Raw genomic sequence first — 15,562 nt, 5'->3', positions numbered from 1 at the left:
TTGTCGGTAGCTCATGACCAGGGGGGCTTTTGCATACCATGCAGACGGAAATCGAAGCGCCGGGCCCTGCCGGTCCGTTGAAGGGCACGCTGTTGTCCCCGGACACCGGCGATATGCCGGTGGTGCTGATCGTGCCGGGCTCGGGCCCGACCGACAGAAATGGCAACGCGCCGAGCTGGCTTCAGGCGTCGACGTACCGGTTGCTCGCGGAAGGATTGTGCGAAGAAGGTATCGCGTCGGTACGAGTCGACAAGCGCGGCATGTACGGCAGCGCGTCGGCGATACCGGATGCCAATGATGTCGTGATCGACGACTACGCGGCGGACGTCCATTCGTGGGTAGCCGCCATCCGCGCGCGGACAGGTGCTTCCAGCGTATGGGTGTTGGGGCACAGCGAGGGCGGTTTGGTGGCGTTGCTGGCGGCGCGGCAATCCGCCGACATCGCCGGCCTGATTCTGGTCGCCACGGCGGGGCGTCCGCTCGCGCCCGTATTGAGGCAGCAACTGCGGTCGAACCCTGCAAATGCGCCGATCCTGGACAATGCAATGTCGATCCTCGATTCGCTGGAAGCGGGGAATGGGGTAGACGCGACCGACATCGATCCGGCGCTCATGCCGTCGTTCAGGCCGCAAGTCCAGCGCTTCCTGATCAGCGAATTGACCATCGACCCGGCGGCACTGCTGGCCGATTACGTGAAGCCCGTGCTGATCGTGCAGGGCGCGCGGGATATCCAGGTTGCCGTGCAGGACGCGGAACTGTTACAGCGAGCAAATCCGCAGGCCGAAATGGCGCTGATCGCCGACGCCAATCACGTTCTCAAGGCCGTCCGCACGGCGGATCTGCACGAAAACTTCGCTGCTTATTCGAACCCGGATCTGCCACTGGCGGACGGTGTCGTGGAGGCAGTTTCGGCGTTCGTGCACAGATTTGCAGTGAGTCGGCGCTAATCTCGATCGAATACGATGCGATTGTCGGGGCAGCCTGTAGCGGGCCGGCAGCCGCCGGATGGCGGCGAGTGTCTGCTGTCGCGAGCGTGACCGCATCGGCCCGTGCCGGTCACTCGCATCAGATGCACAGATCGGTGACCATTCCTGCACCGACCGGCTCATGGGTTCGTTTATACGGCCAAGCTGTTAGAGTCGTCATTTCTTTTCGAAGGGTGCGGTGATGCGACAAGCGCTACTCGAGCTAATTCAACGGATGACAGATCGTCAGGACTTCGTTAGCTCGGACGATTCCATCTCTTGGCAGGCACATCGCGAAGCGGAACTGCTTGGCGACATGTCTCTGGTTGATGAACTCGATGTATTCCTCGGCCAGAAGCCCAAAAAGGAGCAGCGGTCTGCAGCGTACTTCATCATCGGCAAGATCGGAAAGAACTGTCTCAGCGGCGAGTGCGCGGTACGCCTGATCGAATACTCGTCCAGAGAGCCGGACAAGTATGCGCTGGCAAGTCTCCTTGATCGGCTTGCTGACATCCCGAAGCCGGGAGGCGTCGATGTCCGGCCCCTGTTTGCACTTCTCAAGGACAAGCGCTGGCTCGTGAGGCATTCCGCGATACGGTCACTCAATGGTTGCGCAAACCCCCAGGCTGAAGACGAGTTGCTGGAGATTCTCGCGACCACTTCAGATCCCTATGACGTCATCTACTGTCAATCCACGCTCAACCGGATTGGCACGTGCAAAGCGTTGCCTGCCATCACGCAGAATCTAAAGTCGCGCAAGCGCGATGTGAAGATTTCGGCTCAGGCGGCGATAGAAGCGATCCAGGCACGTGACGGCCAGCCTGTCGCGGACGCCGCCGATGGATCTGCTCCTCCTCGACGGTAACGACAGGTGATTCAATGAACGTTGCGAAACGATGTGATCATCTATTGCGGCGGGCACCCGAATCCGTTCGCGTCCGGTAGTACTCGCCAGCATTCAGGCGTTCGCCGCAGTGCCCCACGTTCAACTATCGATTGGAGCGAGCCGTTGTGTGTTGGCGACGCTCCTCCGGCTCAAAATGGAACACGGCAGTCAATCGGGAATAGGGCGACCGCACCGTGCGATCACTCCAGCTCACCCCCGCACCGCCTTCACCACATACTGACTCGTCGGCACCACATCGATCTTGTCGAAGTCAATGAAGCGCCCACAGCTGTCCATCATCTCCGCTACATTCCGCTGAAACTTCTCGTCATCGCCGACCGCATCGAAGAACGCATGCGGATCGGTCATCGCCGCAGCGGGGAAGCATTCCTCGACGATCGCGTCGTACCCCGGCGCCGCATGCGTGAGCGCGCGCACGACGACGTTCTGCACGTACAGGAAGTTGTCCTGCGTATCGATCGCGACGCGCGTGTGATGCCCGTGCCACACGTCGAGCCAAGCTTCGTGCGTCAGCCGCGGTGGCCGCTTCAAAAACGCGAGCTGCGAAAAACCCGTCGTCCGCTCGCCCGGACGCGCCGGAAAGCGCGTATTCGTAATCGGCTGCGACTCGGTGACGAGATACGCCGCCATGTGCGGGACCACGGCGCGCACCGCGTCGTCGAACGGCTGGCGGAACATCGCATTCGCGCTATCGATCCACACCGCGACGATCCCGTCGATGCCAGGATGCGTGTTGGTCTGCTTCAAGCCGGCGGCCGGCGCGACATCCGCATCGGCGACGTTCACCTGCACGCCGTGCGCACCGAGCGACAGCAGCTTGTCGGCCAGCTGCGCGCGCACCGTGCGGCTCCACTGATCGGGCGCGGCCTGCGTATCGCACCACAACACGTAAATGACTTTCTCCATTGCTCCGGCTCCAGAGGGAAATGACAGGATCGGCGGCATCGCCGCCGGGATTCAGGAAGCGGCTTCAGTCGATCCGGCCGTCTGATGCGCATCCGGCGCGAACCGGTTCGCGGTCAGCGTGAACGACGGCGGAATCGGCGACGTGACGGTTTCGAACAGCCGCTCGTGGCGTGTCGCGTGAATGCACCACACACCATCGCGTTTCACGTACTGGTCGTCGTAGAACGCGGTGCCGTGCAGCAGGTAGTCATCCTCAAGATTGATCGCGTGATCCTCGAGAAACCACACGCCGCACGCGTGATCGGCCGAGACCAGCGTGAGCTCGGGGTGATGACCGTGATGCATCGTCAGGAAGGTCGGCTTGCCGATCAGCGCGCGCAGGCTCGACACGAACGCGTCGCGGCCGTCGTACGCATAGCGGCCGCCATACAGCCGCGCCTCGCAGTCTTCGGTCAGGCAATCCGCGAGCAGCGCCCAGTCGTGCGTGTCGACCGCGCGGAAATACCGGTACTTCAGCTGTCGGATCTGCTCGTACTCGTGGAGCGTGCGGGTCGTGTCGTCCATCGCCGGGTCTCGTGGTGGTGTCGTTCGATGGTAGGAACGAAGCCGCCTGCATCACATCGTCTGTTCGGACGAATGCTGCGGACACGCTCAAACAGCGCTGCCGAAACGAATCGCGGATTTCATCCGAACGGGTGATGGCCGACCCATCGCGCGGCGGTAACGTGGCATCGACGCGGCCTTCGAACCGCGCCGGCACGAAACAAGGAGACAGGATGACCCTCATCGAATCGCTGGAAGCGCGCGTGCGCCGGCTCGAGGACGCCGACGCAATCCGCCGGCTGAAGGCGCGCTACTTCACCTGCTGCGACCGCAAGGATCCGGAAGGGATGCGCGACTGCTTCGCGCCCGGCCCCGTGCAGATCGACTACGGCCGGATCGGTACGTTCGATACACGCGACGCGCTCGTCGACGTCTTCGCGCAACTCGGCTGCCATCCGCACATCGTCGAGATGCACCACGGCGTGAATCCCGAGATCGATGTGCTCGACGCGACGCATGCACGCGGCACGTGGGGCTTGCACTACCAGATGATCGACACGAACGCGCGCACGCTCACGCAGCTCGGCGCGTACTACGACGACGAATACCGGAAGGTCGGCGGCGAATGGAAGATCGCGGGCACGCGCTGCGTCGTCACGTCGACGCTGTCGGCCCGCTACGAAGGCGATGCGCCGGGCGTGCTGTTCGCCGGCGCGCAGCCGCCGGCCGCCTGACGCACGCGAACGCCATCCACGTGGCGCCCAGCACATTCCACAGGAGACATCGAACATGACACAGAACCACGATGCGCCGGTCGCCGTCGTGACGGGCGCATCGCGCGGCGCGGGCAAGGGCATCGCGTGCGCGCTCGGCGCGGCCGGCATGACCGTCTATGTAACGGGCCGCTCGCAGAATGAAGGCGATGCGCCGCTGCCCGGCACGATCCACGAGACTGCACGAGAGATCGATGCGCTCGGCGGGCGCGGGATCGCGGTGGCCTGCGACCACGCGGACGATGCACAGGTGCAGGCGCTGTTCGAGCGTGTCGAACGCGAAAGCGGGCGGCTCGACATGCTCGTGAACAACGCGACCTACCTGCACGATCAGCTGATCCTGCCGGGGCCGTTCTGGGAGAAGTCGCTCGACCTCGTCAACATCCTCGATGTCGGGCTGCGCTCGGCCTATGTCGCGAGCTGGCACGCGGCGCGGCTGATGGCGCGGCGCCGCAGCGGGCTGATCGCGTTTACGTCGTCGTTCGGCGCGAGCTGCTACATGCACGGCGCGGCGTACGGCGCGCAGAAGTCCGGCGTCGACAAGTTCGCGAAGGACATGGCCGTCGACCTGAAGCCGTTCGACGTCGCGGCCGTGTCGATCTGGATGGGCCCGCTGCGCACCGAGCGCACGACGCGCGTGTGGGAGGAACACCCGGAGCTGTACAAGGAATTCTCGCTCGTCGCGGAAAGCCCCGAATTCACGGGCCGCGTGATTCACGCGATCCACGGCGATCCGCAGCGCATGGCGCTGTCGGGGCAGGTGCTCGTCGGCGCGGAAGCCGCGCTGCGGTACGGCATCGCCGATCTCGACGGCAAGCAGCCGCCTTCTTACCGCGAACTGCTCGGCGGGCCCGTGCAGGCGCATCCGGCGATCGTCGCCTGAGGAGCACGCATGGGCATCCTGACAGGCAAGGTCGCGCTCGTGACGGGCGCGGGGCAGGGCGTCGGCCAGGGCGTCGCGCAGGCGCTCGCGGCGGAAGGGGCGCACGTCGCGGTGGTCGGTCGCACCCTCGACAAGCTGCTCGCGACCTGCGAGGCGATTCGTGCACGCGGCGGCGTGGCCGAGCCGTTCGTGTGCGACGTGATGGACGCGACGCAGATCGAGCAATGCGTCGACAACGTCGTCGCGCGGTTCGGTGGCGTGCAGATCCTGATCAACAACGCGCAGGTCGTGCCGCTCGGCCGCCTGCTCGACGTGACCGACGCGAGTTTCCTGGCGGGGCTCGAATCGGGGCCGATCGCGACGTTGCGCATGATGCGCGCGTGCCATCCGCATCTGAAGGGCGACGGCGTGATCGTCAATTTCGCGTCGTCGGCCGCGGTGCGCTGGGATGCGTCGGGCTACGGCGCGTATGCGGCGACCAAGGAGGCGATTCGTGCGCTGACGCGCGCGGCGGCCTGCGAATGGGGCGTGGACGGCATCCGCGTGAACGCGGTCGCGCCGCACGCGTTGTCGCCGGGCCTGAAAGGCTGGGTCGACGCAAATCCGCAGGAAGCCGCGGCGTTTTTTCGCACGATTCCGCTTGGCCGCGTCGGCGACTGCGAGCAGGACATCGGGCGCGCGATCGTGTTTCTGGCGAGCCGCGATGCCGCCTACCTGACGGGCGCGACGCTGCCGCTCGACGGCGGGCAGGCTTACTGGGGCTGACGGCGGGGGCCGACGGCGCGCGGTGCTTGCCGCGTGCCAATCACGAACCGGCGAGCATGCGCACTTGCGCGCGGCAGCCGGCAAACCGGAATCGAAGCGAGGACGACATGGGTCGACTGGAAGGAAAGGTAGCGATCGTCACGGGTGGTGCGCGTGGCATGGGCGCGGCGACGTGCAGGCTGTTCGTCGAGGAAGGCGCGCGCGTCGTGATCGGCGACGTACTCGACGCGGAGGGCGAAGCGCTCGCGCGCGAACTCGGCGACGCGGCGCGCTTCATGCGGCTCGACGTCGCCGACGAAGCGAGCTGGGTGCGCGTGACCGAAGCGACGATGGAGCAGTTCGGCCGGATCGACGTACTGGTCAACAATGCAGCCGTGCTGACGTTCGGCGGCATCACGGAGCTGTCGAAACGCGAATTCGAGCGCGCGGTGTCGATCAACCTCGTCGGGACGTTCGTCGGCATCCGGACCATCGCGCCGCGCATGATCGCGCAGAAGAGCGGGTCGATCGTCAACATCTCGTCGGTGGACGGGCTGCGCGGCGTGAACGCGCTGGCCGCGTACGTGTCGAGCAAGTGGGGCGTGCGCGGGCTGACGAAGGTCGCGGCGCTCGAACTCGGCCATCAGGGCGTGCGCGTGAATTCGATCCATCCGGGCGGCGTGAACACCGCGATGTCGAACCCGACCGGCGCGCCGCTCGAGGAAATCAACCAGCACTATGCGAACGTGCCGCTGCAACGCGTCGGGCTGCCCGACGAAATCGCGCGCGCGACGCTGTTCCTCGCGAGCGACGAAGCGTCGTACTGCAACGGCGCCGAGCTGGCCGTCGACGGCGGGATGGCGGCAGGCGCGTATTACCCCGGATTGCCCGGCGCGCCGTTTTGAGCAGGGGTGCCTGCGACCCGCTCACGTCAGATGTTTGTGTACGCAACCTAATTCAGGGTTTGCCTGAGTAGCGAAAACGTGAATTCGCCCGGCCCGCGCTCGCGTGGGCCCCACGCGGGAGCGGTGCGGCAATTTTGCCGCTTCCGCGAAACCCTTGCCGGACGGCCGTCCTGGCCGTTTCGTCCCCAAAGCGCGCGCCATGGCGCTGTAAAAAGCACGCACATGCAACCGGCGTGCCGGCGCGCCGACATAGTTGTTTCTTGTTGCAACGCAACGTTTGCCGAATAACGGCGATGGTATGCTGGCCGTCATGGAGTTGTACGGCAGGTTGCTTGTATGGCGAAACTCGCGTTCGCAATTACTAAAGAGACATCACCTTCTCTCGCACGCATCGCGGCATCGACGCGCGCTCCGCTCGCGCGTCCCGTCCTGCGCGCCGCCGCACCCTGCGCTCCAATCGCATACCCCATCTCGCGGGCTCGCCCCGCAACCCCCATCCCCGCCCAATAATCTGGAGACATCCTCATGTCGCAAAACACTTTGGCCGAAGCAACACACGGCCCGCTGATCGCTCCGCCGGCTTTCGTCAAACATCGCAAGCTGATCGACTGGGTGTCGCGTATCGCGGCGCTGACGGAGCCCGAGCGCGTCGTGTGGTGTGACGGTTCGCAGGAAGAAAACGACGCGCTGTGCCAGGCGATGGTCGACCAGGGCACGCTCACGCGCCTGAACCCGGCGAAGCGCCCGAACTCGTATCTCGCGCAATCCGATCCGTCCGACGTCGCGCGCGTCGAGGATCGCACGTTCATCTGCGCGGCCTCGCGCGACGACGTCGGCCCGACCAACAACTGGATCGAGCCCGCCGAAATGCGCGAGACGCTCAACGGCCTGTTCCGCGGCTCGATGCGCGGCCGCACGCTGTACGTCGTGCCGTTTTCGATGGGCCCGCTCGGCTCGCCGATCGCGCACGTCGGCGTCGAACTGTCCGACAGTCCGTACGTCGTCGTGAACATGCGGATCATGACGCGCATGGGTCGTGAGGTGTACGACGTGCTGGGCGAGGACGGCGAGTTCGTGCCGTGCGTGCACAGCGTCGGCCATCCGCTCGAAGCCGGCCAGCAGGATGTGCGGTGGCCGTGCAACCCGGTCAAGTACATCGTGCATTTCCCGGAAACGCGCGAGATCTGGAGTTTCGGCTCGGGCTACGGCGGCAACGCGCTGCTCGGCAAGAAGTGTTTCGCGCTGCGAATCGCGTCGACGATGGGCCGCGACCAGGGCTGGCTCGCCGAACACATGCTGATCCTCGGCGTGACGTCGCCGGCCGGCAAGAAGTATCACGTCGCGGCTGCGTTCCCGTCCGCGTGCGGCAAGACCAACTTCGCGATGCTGATTCCGCCGCAGGGCTTCGACGGCTGGAAGGTCACGACGATCGGCGACGACATCGCATGGCTGAAGCCGGGCCGCGACGGCCGACTGTATGCGATCAACCCGGAAGCGGGCTTCTTCGGCGTCGCGCCGGGCACCGGCGTGAAGACGAACCCGAACGCGATCTCGACGCTCACCGAAAACGTGATCTTCACGAACGTCGCGCTGACGGAAGACGGCGACGTGTGGTGGGAAGGGCTGACCGACACGCCGCCCGCGAAGCTGACCGACTGGCAGGGCAACCCGTGGACGCCTGAGATCGGCAAGGAGACGGGCCGCAAGGCCGCGCATCCGAATTCGCGCTTCACGGCGCCGGCCGCGCAGTGTCCGTCGATCGACGACGACTGGGAGAACCCGGCCGGCGTGCCGATCGACGCATTCATCTTCGGCGGCCGCCGTTCGACGACTGTGCCGCTCGTGACCGAGGCGCGTGACTGGGTCGAAGGCGTGTACATGGCCGCGACGATGGGCTCGGAGACGACTGCCGCAGCGGTCGGCCAGCAGGGCATCGTGCGTCGCGATCCGTTCGCGATGCTGCCGTTCTGCGGCTACAACGTCAGCGATTATTTCGCGCACTGGCTCAAGCTCGGCAAGCAGCTCGAAGGCGCGGGCGCGAAACTGCCGAAAATCTACTGCGTGAACTGGTTCCGCAAGGATGCGAACGGCAAGTTCGTGTGGCCGGGCTTCGGCGAGAACATGCGCGTGCTGAAGTGGATGCTCGATCGTCTCGAAGGCACCGGTGGTGGCGGCGAGCATGCGTTCGGCGTATCGCCCGCGTATGAGGACCTGCACTGGGACGGCCTCGATTTCACGCGCGATCAGTTCGATGCGGTGACGTCGATGAACGCCGATGAGTGGCGCGAGGAGCTGAAGCTTCATGCGGCGCTGTTCGATATGCTGAAGCTGCGCCTGCCGGCCGAAATGACCGATACGATGAAGAAGATCGAGCAGCGCATCGGCGCCTGACGGATCGCATTCGCGTAGTCATCCTGACGTCCCGCCGCCGGCCTGCATCGCCGGCGGCGGGACGTTTTTGCATCGGCTCCGCACACGCGCCGTTCGCTTACTGCGCGCGGCAATGCGCGACGACCTCGTCCACCGCGCGCTGCACGTCGCCGCGCCGGTAGCGCAGCAGCGCGCTGTCGGCCGGATCGGGCTCGTACGACACGACGTTGCCGCGCCCCGTGTAGATCGCCATGTCGGGCAGCAGCGGATGCTCCTGGTCGAGCGACGGCACGTCCTGCGGATTGCCGGCCGCGCGGAAGAAGGCCGCGAAGTAATCGGCGAAGCTGAGATTCTCGTCGCCGACGAGGTAGGCCTTGCCCGCTTCGCCGCGCTGCAATGCGCCCCAGATCGCTTCCGACAGCGATTGCGTCGAGATGAAATTGCTGCCGCCGGCCGGCCCGAACACGGGCAGCCCCGCGAACTGGCCCTGCGCGTAGCCCGCGTACGCCGCGAACATCTCGTTGCGCAGCCCCGGCACCGACCCGACGACGAACGGCGCGTTGACGCTGCACACGGCGAACGACGGCGTCGCGAGCGCGCGTACGCGTTCGTCGGCGAGATGGCGCGAGCGCACGTACGGCACCGTGTCGACGAGCGCCGGCGCGACCTGCGGATAGAAGCTGCCGACCAGCACCGCACGCTTAACGCCTGCCTCGCGCGCCAGCGCGAAGAAGCGCGGCACAGCGTCGACGTTCGCGCGTTCCCAGTGCGCGGCTTCGTCGGTGCCGGGCGGCAGGTGGCGGATGTCGTTGCCGGCCGCGAACACCACCGCGTCGAACGGTGCGAGGTCGTCGCGCGTGAAGTTGCCGGCCACGTAGTCGCGCAGCAGCACGTCGAACCGCGCGAGCGCGCTGCCGGGTGCGGGCGGCTTGCGCGCGGCGAGCGTGACGGGGTTGCCCTGCGCGTGCAGGTGCAGCGCGGCATGGCCGCCGATGAGGCCGGTGCCGCCGACGATCAGGATCTTCATGATGTCTCCGAAAGCGGCGCCATTTCGCCGCGTGAAATGAACAGGCGAGCGGTGCCGCTCAGAAATTGAAGCCGTTGCCCGTGACGACGGGCAGGTTGGTCCAGAAGCCGTTCGGGTCGCGATACCAGCCGGCCGCCGCGAGCGCGCCGCCGTCGACATGCAGCGTCGTGCCGGTGACCCAGGCAGCGAGCGGGCTCGCGAGGAACAGCGCGGCGCCCGCGATATCGCCGGCCGCGCCGAAGCGCCCGAGCGGGATCCAGCGCGGGATATGGCCGTGATGCTCGGCCGCGACCATCGCGCTGACGGGCACCTGCGGCGTCTCGGTGGTTTCGGGGGCGATCTGGTTCACACGAATGCCGGCCGGCCCGAGTTCGAGAGCAAGGCTCTTCGTGAAGCCGGTCAGCGCGGCCTTGAACGACGCGTACACGGTGCAGTTCGGAATCGCTCGAAAGCCTTCGATCGACGACACGCCGACGATGCTGCTGCCCGCGCCGCGCTTGCGCAGCAACGGCAGCATCGCGCGCGTGACGATGAAGACCTGGCGCAGGTTCACGTCGAACAGCCGTGCGATGTCGTCGTCGGTGCAGTCGTCGAACGGTTTCGCGATCTGCAGGAAATCGCCGACATTGTTGACGAGTACGTCGAGGCCGCCGAAGCGTGCATCGACGGTGCGCGCGAATGCTTCGACCTCGTCGCGGCGCGTGACGTCCACGGTGCCGACGAGCGCATCGACGCCCGCCGCTTCGAGTGCCTGGCGCACGTCCTGCGCGCGGGTCGGGTCGATCTCGGCTACCGCGACGCGCGCGCCGGTCGCGCCGAACGCTTCCGCGCACGCACGGCCGATGCCCGCGCCGCCGCCGGTGACCAGCACGGTCTTGCCGGTGAATGAAATCATCGATGGACTCCTTTGAACGGGAAAGCAATGAGCCGCGTCACAGCGACGACACCAGTTGCGCGTTGTCGATCCGCAGCTCCGCACCGTTCACGAAACGCGATTCGTCGGACGCGAGGAACAGCACGAGATTCGCGACGTCTTGCGGGTCGCACATGCGCGCCATCGGATCGCTGCCGATGCCGAGCGCGGCCGGGTCGAGATCGGGCATCAGCGCCTGCGTCATCGGCGTCCAGATGCCGTCCGGATGGATCGAGTTGCAGCGGATCCGGTAGCCGCTGCGCTTGCAGTGCACGGCGACGCTGCGCGCGAGCGCCGTCACCGCGCCTTTCGACCCGGTGTACGCGCACATCATCGGCAGCCCGCCGAGCGCGGCGACCGACGACATCATCACGATCGAGCCCGGCGTGTCGTTGCCCTTCATCGCGCCGATCGCGTACTGGCAGCCTAGGAAATAGCCATCGGCATTGGTACGCATCACGCGCCGCCAGGTGTCGAGGCTCGTGTCCTCGATCGAGCCGACCGGGCAGATCGCCGCGTTGTTGACGAGCACGTCGAGGCGGCCGAAGCGGTCGAGCGTCGACGCGATCGCGTGCTGCCAACCGGCTTCGTCGGCGATGTCGTGGCGGACGAACAGCGCCGCGTCGCCGATCTCGCGGGCGAGCGCAAGGCCCGCGTCCTCGTCGATGTCGGTCAGCACGACACGCGCACCTTCCGCGGCGAGCAGCAGCGCATCCGCGCGGCCGACGCCGCTTGCCGCGCCGGTGACCAGCGCGACCTTGTTTGCGACTCGATTCATGTTCGTTCGGATTCCTTTGACGTTGAAAAAGGGCAGGCGCTCATGCGGTGCCCGGCACGCGGCCGGCCTTGATCGCGTCGAGCGCGGCCGTGCCGTAGATCTGCGCGATCGTGTCGTCGACGCGCGGGTTGGTGCGCAGCTCATGGCCGCCGTCGACCGCGAAGCTCTGGCCGGTCACCCAGCCGGACTCGGGGCCGGCGAGATAGCGCACCGCATGCGCGATCGCTTCGGGTTCGCCGAGCGTGCCGAGCGGGATCTGTTCGAGAAAGCTGTCGACGAGCGCGCGGTTGTCGAACATCGGCGCGGTGGCTTCCGAGCGCGTGAGGCCCGGGCGCACCGCGTTCACGCGGATCTTCGCGCCGGCCAGTTCCTCGGCCGCGCCGCGCACGAGCGCTTCGAGCGCGGCCTTCGCGGTGCAGTACGCGGACAGCCACCGGAAATTGATCTGCGCGGCCGTCGACGAAATGCAGACGATCGCGCCGCCGCCGCTGTCGGCGAGCCGCGGCGCCGCATGACGGATCGCGGCGAACGCGCTGTGCAGGTTCAGGTCGATTTCGGCGCGGAAGGTGTCGGCGTCGTGCAGCAGCAGCGGCCGGAAGCCCGCCCCGCCGACCGTCGGCACGACGATGTCGAGGCGATGGTCGAGCGCCCACGCGCAGTCGAGCGCGGCCTGCAGGTCGCCTTCGTCACAGGCGTCGCCCGCATGGATCGCGACGTGGCTGCCGGGCACGGCGTCGGTCAGTTGCCGCTGCGTGCGTTCGAGCGCGTCGCGGCGGCGGCCCATCAGCACGACGGCCGCGCCGTCGGCGACGAGCGCGTGCGCACAGGCCGCGCCGATGCCGCCGGCGCCGCCCGTCACGAGTGCAGTGCGGCCGTCGAGGGGAGCGGAGGTGCGCATCGTTCAGCCCTCCAGCGGCAGGTCTTGGGCCCAGTCGACGTGCAGCGTGCGCGCGGCGAAGCGCCACGTGCCGCCGTCGACCACGCAACGATCGCGATAGCGCAGCCCCCAGTCGAGCTTGCGCTTCACGCCGTCGCGCACGTAGACGTGGCAGGCGACGCCGTAGGTCTCGACATCGGCCTCGCCGCCGTCGAGCGTGACGAGCTGGTTGTGCACGTGATGCTGGGTCGCCTCGTAGCGCTCGATCACGCGCATGCCCGCGACGATCGCGTCGCGGTCGTCGAAGCGGAAGCCGGGGCCGGCCAGGGTGGCATCGGGGGTGAAGAGCGTGGTGAGGCGTGGCCAGTCGCGCCGGTCGACGGCTTGCGCGTAGCGGCACGCCAGTTCGTACAGCGCGTGGCGGGGATTGGAATCGGTCATGCGTGGGCTCCCGTGGAAGAACGGAACGCGTCGGCCGCGCAAGGCGGGCCGACGCGGCGGCATTGCGACGTCGACGCGCAGGTTCGCATCGCGCAGGCCGGGATTCATCATCCATACGGAGCAGGGCGCGGGTCGGGGAAAACACCGGGGCAGGCCGCCGCGAGTCACGTGAGGGCGCATGGATGGTGCGGTGCGGTGGCCGGTGTGCGAGATGCGTCTGACGATTCGTATGGCCGGCCGCGACAGGCGCGCCACGTGCCGCGTTTCCTCCGCGTGGGCGAAGCCGCGGCGCGCGATGTTGCGATGCGTCAGGCCGCGCATCGTCCGCTCAGCGTTTGCCCCTAGTCGAAATGGACGATGGCCGGCGGCCGGGCGCTGGCTACCGTGCAGTCATCCGGTACCGCATGTGATGCACGCCGGACACGAACCGCACCAGCGGACAACCGGAGGGGACGACGATCATGAGACTGACGACTCGCAAGCTGTGCGTATTGGCGATAGGGACGTTCGCTGCCATGGCGATGGCGCGATACGGCGCCGATCAGGTCCCGTCGCCGCCGTATGCGGCCGGCATCCTGCAATGCCGTTCGGTCGACGCGAACGGTTTGCCGACCGGTTGCGTGCCGATCGATCCGTCGCACTTCGGTTTTGCCGCGATGCGCGGCATGTGACATCGGCGCGGCCGCGCGCCGCGCAGCGCGGAAGCGGTGGCGGCGCGATGGCGTATGGATGCGATTCGCTACGGCAACGGTGGAGTCGCCGCGCGCCGATCCCGCTTTACGCGCTTTGACTTCAACCGGACGAGAGACGGACGTGCGCGTTGCACGCGCACCGTCGTACGTCCGTCTCGGCAACCGGATCGGCGGTAACGTCCGCGTCAGTCCCTTGCCACCTCCGCCGATTTCCGCAGATTTCCCCAAACGCTGACCCATTCCTCATGTCATCCGACTATTCCCTGACTCACCCCCTGAACACCCGCGACGTGCCTCGCTGGGACGCCGAACACGATGTCGTGATCGTCGGCTTCGGCGCGGCCGGCGCCTGCGCGGCGATCGAAGCCGCAAGCGCCGGCGCCGACACGCTGATCGTCGAGCGCGCGTCGAGCTACGGCGGCACGAGCGCGCTGTCGGGCGGCGAGATCTACCTCGGCGGCAGCGGCGGCACACCCGCGCAACGGCAGGCCGGCTTCACCGACGACACTGAGGATCTGTACCGCTACCTGATGCTGGCCGGCGGCCGCGACGCCGACGAGGCGAAAGTGCGCCTCTACGCGAACGACAGCCTGACGCACCACGACTGGCTCGTCGCGCAGGGCCTCACGTACAAGAACACGTTCATATCCGAGCGGATCGTCGAACCGGAAACCGACGATTGCCTGATCTGGTCGGGCAGCGAGGAAGCCTGGCCGTTCAGCGAGGCTGCGAAGCCGTGCCCGCGCGGGCACACGCCGCAATGGCCCGGCTGGGGCGGCGGACAGATGCTGATGCGCGTGCTGGCCGAACGTGTGGCGGCGCTCGGCGTCGCGACGCGCTACGACACGCGCGCGCTCGCATTGATCGTCGACGACGGCGGCGCCGTATGCGGCGTCGTGCTGCGCGCCTATGGCGAGACGGCATTCGTACGGGCGCGTCGCGCGGTGATCCTGTGCGCGGGCGGCTTCGCGATGAACCGCGAGATGGTGCGCCGGCATGCGCCGCAGTTCCTGCGCTCGGACGAGCCGATCGGCAGCCCCGGCGACGACGGCTCGGGCATCCTGCTTGGCCAGAGCGCGGGCGGCGCGGCGATTCACATGGATCAAGGCTTCGTCAGCCTGCCGTTCTACGCACCCGAATCGCTGATCAAGGGGATCTTCGTGAACGCGCGCGGCCAGCGTTTCATCAACGAGGACGGCTATCACGGTCGCACGGGCCATCACGCGTTCCATCAGGCCGACGACCGGATCTACCTGCTCGTCGACCAGGCCACCTACCAGGAGCCGCCCGCGATCGCGCGGATCGGCATCGCGGCGGCCGGCGAAACGTGGGAGGAAGTCGAACGCGACCTGCAGATGCCGGCCGGCACGCTGACGGCGACCGTCGACGTCTACAACCGCCATGCGGCCGACGGCACCGATCCGCTGTTCCACAAGGCGAAGCAGTGGCTGCAGCCGCTGATCGAGCCGCCGTTCGTCGCGCTCGATTGCCGGATCGACTTCGCGTTCTATCCACACTTCACGCTCGGCGGGCTCGACACGCTGCCGACCGGGCAGGTGGTCGATGCATCGCGCGCGCCGGTGCCGGGGCTCTATGCGGCGGGCCGCACGACCTGCGGGCTGCCGCGCTGGGGCGCCGGGTACAGCTCGGGGCTGTCGCTGGCCGACGCGACGTTCTTCGGCCGGCAGGCCGGGCGTCACGCCGCGCAAGCGGGGTGCGACGCAGTGCGCCGCGCCGCGTAGTGTTTTCAGGCGCGAAATGAACGACGCCCCGGGCAATCACATCGCCCGGGGCGTCGTCGTTTCAAGCAACCAAGCAACCAACCAGTCAAGCCAGTC

Annotated in this window: 16 protein-coding genes; 9 read left to right on the top strand and 7 right to left on the bottom strand. The window is 67.1% G+C overall.

Annotation, left to right across the window (positions count from 1 at the left end):
- Positions 1-38: 38 nt before the first annotated feature.
- Both CFB40_RS25550 and CFB40_RS25545 read left to right on the top strand, forming a co-directional pair.
- Positions 39-947, top strand: coding sequence for an alpha/beta hydrolase (locus tag CFB40_RS25550; RefSeq protein ID WP_089432739.1), 909 nt, complete (start codon positions 39-41; stop codon positions 945-947).
- Between the two features lie 253 nt (positions 948-1,200).
- Positions 1,201-1,830 carry a HEAT repeat domain-containing protein gene (locus CFB40_RS25545; protein WP_179255305.1) on the top strand — a complete coding sequence of 210 codons (630 nt, stop codon included), beginning with the start codon at positions 1,201-1,203 and terminating at the stop codon, positions 1,828-1,830.
- Between the two features lie 231 nt (positions 1,831-2,061).
- Here the strand turns inward: CFB40_RS25545 and CFB40_RS25540 are convergent, their stop codons facing one another.
- Positions 2,062-2,778 carry an EthD domain-containing protein gene (locus tag CFB40_RS25540; RefSeq protein ID WP_089432737.1) on the bottom strand — a complete coding sequence of 239 codons (717 nt, stop codon included), beginning with the start codon at positions 2,776-2,778 and terminating at the stop codon, positions 2,062-2,064.
- A gap of 51 nt (positions 2,779-2,829) precedes the next feature.
- Positions 2,830-3,342 (bottom strand): nuclear transport factor 2 family protein, encoded by a 513-nt coding sequence (locus tag CFB40_RS25535; RefSeq protein WP_089432736.1) that lies wholly within the window; start codon positions 3,340-3,342, stop codon positions 2,830-2,832.
- A gap of 212 nt (positions 3,343-3,554) precedes the next feature.
- Here CFB40_RS25535 and CFB40_RS25530 point away from each other — a divergent pair, with 212 nt between their 5' ends.
- The 5 genes from CFB40_RS25530 (at position 3,555) to CFB40_RS25505 (ending at position 9,017) form a co-directional block, all read left to right on the top strand.
- Positions 3,555-4,055 carry a nuclear transport factor 2 family protein gene (locus tag CFB40_RS25530; RefSeq protein ID WP_089427411.1) on the top strand — a complete coding sequence of 167 codons (501 nt, stop codon included), beginning with the start codon at positions 3,555-3,557 and terminating at the stop codon, positions 4,053-4,055.
- Positions 4,056-4,110: 55 nt separating this feature from the next.
- Complete coding sequence (locus tag CFB40_RS25525) at positions 4,111-4,977, top strand: SDR family NAD(P)-dependent oxidoreductase (RefSeq protein WP_089432735.1); 867 nt, start codon at positions 4,111-4,113, stop codon at positions 4,975-4,977.
- A gap of 9 nt (positions 4,978-4,986) precedes the next feature.
- Positions 4,987-5,742 (top strand): SDR family NAD(P)-dependent oxidoreductase, encoded by a 756-nt coding sequence (locus CFB40_RS25520; RefSeq protein ID WP_089427413.1) that lies wholly within the window; start codon positions 4,987-4,989, stop codon positions 5,740-5,742.
- Positions 5,743-5,849: 107 nt separating this feature from the next.
- A complete protein-coding gene (locus tag CFB40_RS25515; RefSeq protein ID WP_089427414.1) occupies positions 5,850-6,626 on the top strand; it encodes a glucose 1-dehydrogenase in 777 nt (258 codons plus the stop codon).
- A 525-nt stretch (positions 6,627-7,151) separates the two neighbouring features.
- Positions 7,152-9,017, top strand: a complete 1,866-nt coding sequence (locus CFB40_RS25505) for a phosphoenolpyruvate carboxykinase (GTP) (protein WP_089432734.1) — start codon at positions 7,152-7,154, stop codon at positions 9,015-9,017.
- 97 nt (positions 9,018-9,114) lie between these two features.
- Here the strand turns inward: CFB40_RS25505 and CFB40_RS25500 are convergent, their stop codons facing one another.
- The 5 genes from CFB40_RS25500 to CFB40_RS25480 are packed head-to-tail and all read right to left on the bottom strand — an operon-like array spanning position 9,115 to position 13,032.
- Positions 9,115-10,023 (bottom strand): NAD-dependent epimerase/dehydratase family protein, encoded by a 909-nt coding sequence (locus CFB40_RS25500; RefSeq protein WP_089432733.1) that lies wholly within the window; start codon positions 10,021-10,023, stop codon positions 9,115-9,117.
- 58 nt (positions 10,024-10,081) lie between these two features.
- Complete coding sequence (locus tag CFB40_RS25495) at positions 10,082-10,918, bottom strand: SDR family NAD(P)-dependent oxidoreductase (protein WP_089432732.1); 837 nt, start codon at positions 10,916-10,918, stop codon at positions 10,082-10,084.
- A gap of 37 nt (positions 10,919-10,955) precedes the next feature.
- Positions 10,956-11,714, bottom strand: coding sequence for an SDR family oxidoreductase (locus tag CFB40_RS25490; RefSeq protein ID WP_089432731.1), 759 nt, complete (start codon positions 11,712-11,714; stop codon positions 10,956-10,958).
- A 40-nt stretch (positions 11,715-11,754) separates the two neighbouring features.
- Entirely contained in the window at positions 11,755-12,612 is an 858-nt protein-coding gene (locus CFB40_RS25485; protein ID WP_089427419.1) for an SDR family NAD(P)-dependent oxidoreductase, read from the bottom strand.
- A gap of 3 nt (positions 12,613-12,615) precedes the next feature.
- A complete protein-coding gene (locus tag CFB40_RS25480; protein WP_089429092.1) occupies positions 12,616-13,032 on the bottom strand; it encodes a nuclear transport factor 2 family protein in 417 nt (138 codons plus the stop codon).
- Between the two features lie 461 nt (positions 13,033-13,493).
- Here CFB40_RS25480 and CFB40_RS25475 point away from each other — a divergent pair, with 461 nt between their 5' ends.
- Positions 13,494-13,703: a hypothetical protein gene (locus CFB40_RS25475; RefSeq protein WP_089427420.1), complete on the top strand. Its 210-nt coding sequence runs from the start codon at positions 13,494-13,496 to the stop codon at positions 13,701-13,703.
- Between the two features lie 266 nt (positions 13,704-13,969).
- The gene (locus CFB40_RS25470; protein WP_089432730.1) at positions 13,970-15,466 is read left to right on the top strand and encodes an FAD-dependent oxidoreductase; all 1,497 of its coding nucleotides are present in this window, start codon (positions 13,970-13,972) and stop codon (positions 15,464-15,466) included.
- Positions 15,467-15,562 lie beyond the last annotated feature (96 nt).

Origin of the sequence: Burkholderia sp. AU31652, from assembly GCF_002223155.1 — a bacterium.
Lineage (GTDB): Bacteria > Pseudomonadota > Gammaproteobacteria > Burkholderiales > Burkholderiaceae > Burkholderia.
The sequence above is the reverse complement of the archived record's forward strand: the minus strand, read 5'-3'. Positions and strand labels throughout refer to the sequence as shown.

Excerpts from the sequence above, each read along its gene's own strand:
- CFB40_RS25550 (WP_089432739.1), top strand. The coding sequence starts at position 39 with ATGCAGACGGAAATCGAAGCGCCGGGCCCTGCCGGTCCGTTGAAGGGC.
- CFB40_RS25545 (WP_179255305.1), top strand. The coding sequence starts at position 1,201 with ATGACAGATCGTCAGGACTTCGTTAGCTCGGACGATTCCATCTCTTGG.
- CFB40_RS25540 (WP_089432737.1), bottom strand. The coding sequence starts at position 2,778 with ATGGAGAAAGTCATTTACGTGTTGTGGTGCGATACGCAGGCCGCGCCC.
- CFB40_RS25535 (WP_089432736.1), bottom strand. The coding sequence starts at position 3,342 with ATGGACGACACGACCCGCACGCTCCACGAGTACGAGCAGATCCGACAG.
- CFB40_RS25530 (WP_089427411.1), top strand. The coding sequence starts at position 3,555 with ATGACCCTCATCGAATCGCTGGAAGCGCGCGTGCGCCGGCTCGAGGAC.
- CFB40_RS25525 (WP_089432735.1), top strand. The coding sequence starts at position 4,111 with ATGACACAGAACCACGATGCGCCGGTCGCCGTCGTGACGGGCGCATCG.
- CFB40_RS25520 (WP_089427413.1), top strand. The coding sequence starts at position 4,987 with ATGGGCATCCTGACAGGCAAGGTCGCGCTCGTGACGGGCGCGGGGCAG.
- CFB40_RS25515 (WP_089427414.1), top strand. The coding sequence starts at position 5,850 with ATGGGTCGACTGGAAGGAAAGGTAGCGATCGTCACGGGTGGTGCGCGT.
- CFB40_RS25505 (WP_089432734.1), top strand. The coding sequence starts at position 7,152 with ATGTCGCAAAACACTTTGGCCGAAGCAACACACGGCCCGCTGATCGCT.
- CFB40_RS25500 (WP_089432733.1), bottom strand. The coding sequence starts at position 10,023 with ATGAAGATCCTGATCGTCGGCGGCACCGGCCTCATCGGCGGCCATGCC.
- CFB40_RS25495 (WP_089432732.1), bottom strand. The coding sequence starts at position 10,918 with ATGATTTCATTCACCGGCAAGACCGTGCTGGTCACCGGCGGCGGCGCG.
- CFB40_RS25490 (WP_089432731.1), bottom strand. The coding sequence starts at position 11,714 with ATGAATCGAGTCGCAAACAAGGTCGCGCTGGTCACCGGCGCGGCAAGC.
- CFB40_RS25485 (WP_089427419.1), bottom strand. The coding sequence starts at position 12,612 with ATGCGCACCTCCGCTCCCCTCGACGGCCGCACTGCACTCGTGACGGGC.
- CFB40_RS25480 (WP_089429092.1), bottom strand. The coding sequence starts at position 13,032 with ATGACCGATTCCAATCCCCGCCACGCGCTGTACGAACTGGCGTGCCGC.
- CFB40_RS25475 (WP_089427420.1), top strand. The coding sequence starts at position 13,494 with ATGAGACTGACGACTCGCAAGCTGTGCGTATTGGCGATAGGGACGTTC.
- CFB40_RS25470 (WP_089432730.1), top strand. The coding sequence starts at position 13,970 with ATGTCATCCGACTATTCCCTGACTCACCCCCTGAACACCCGCGACGTG.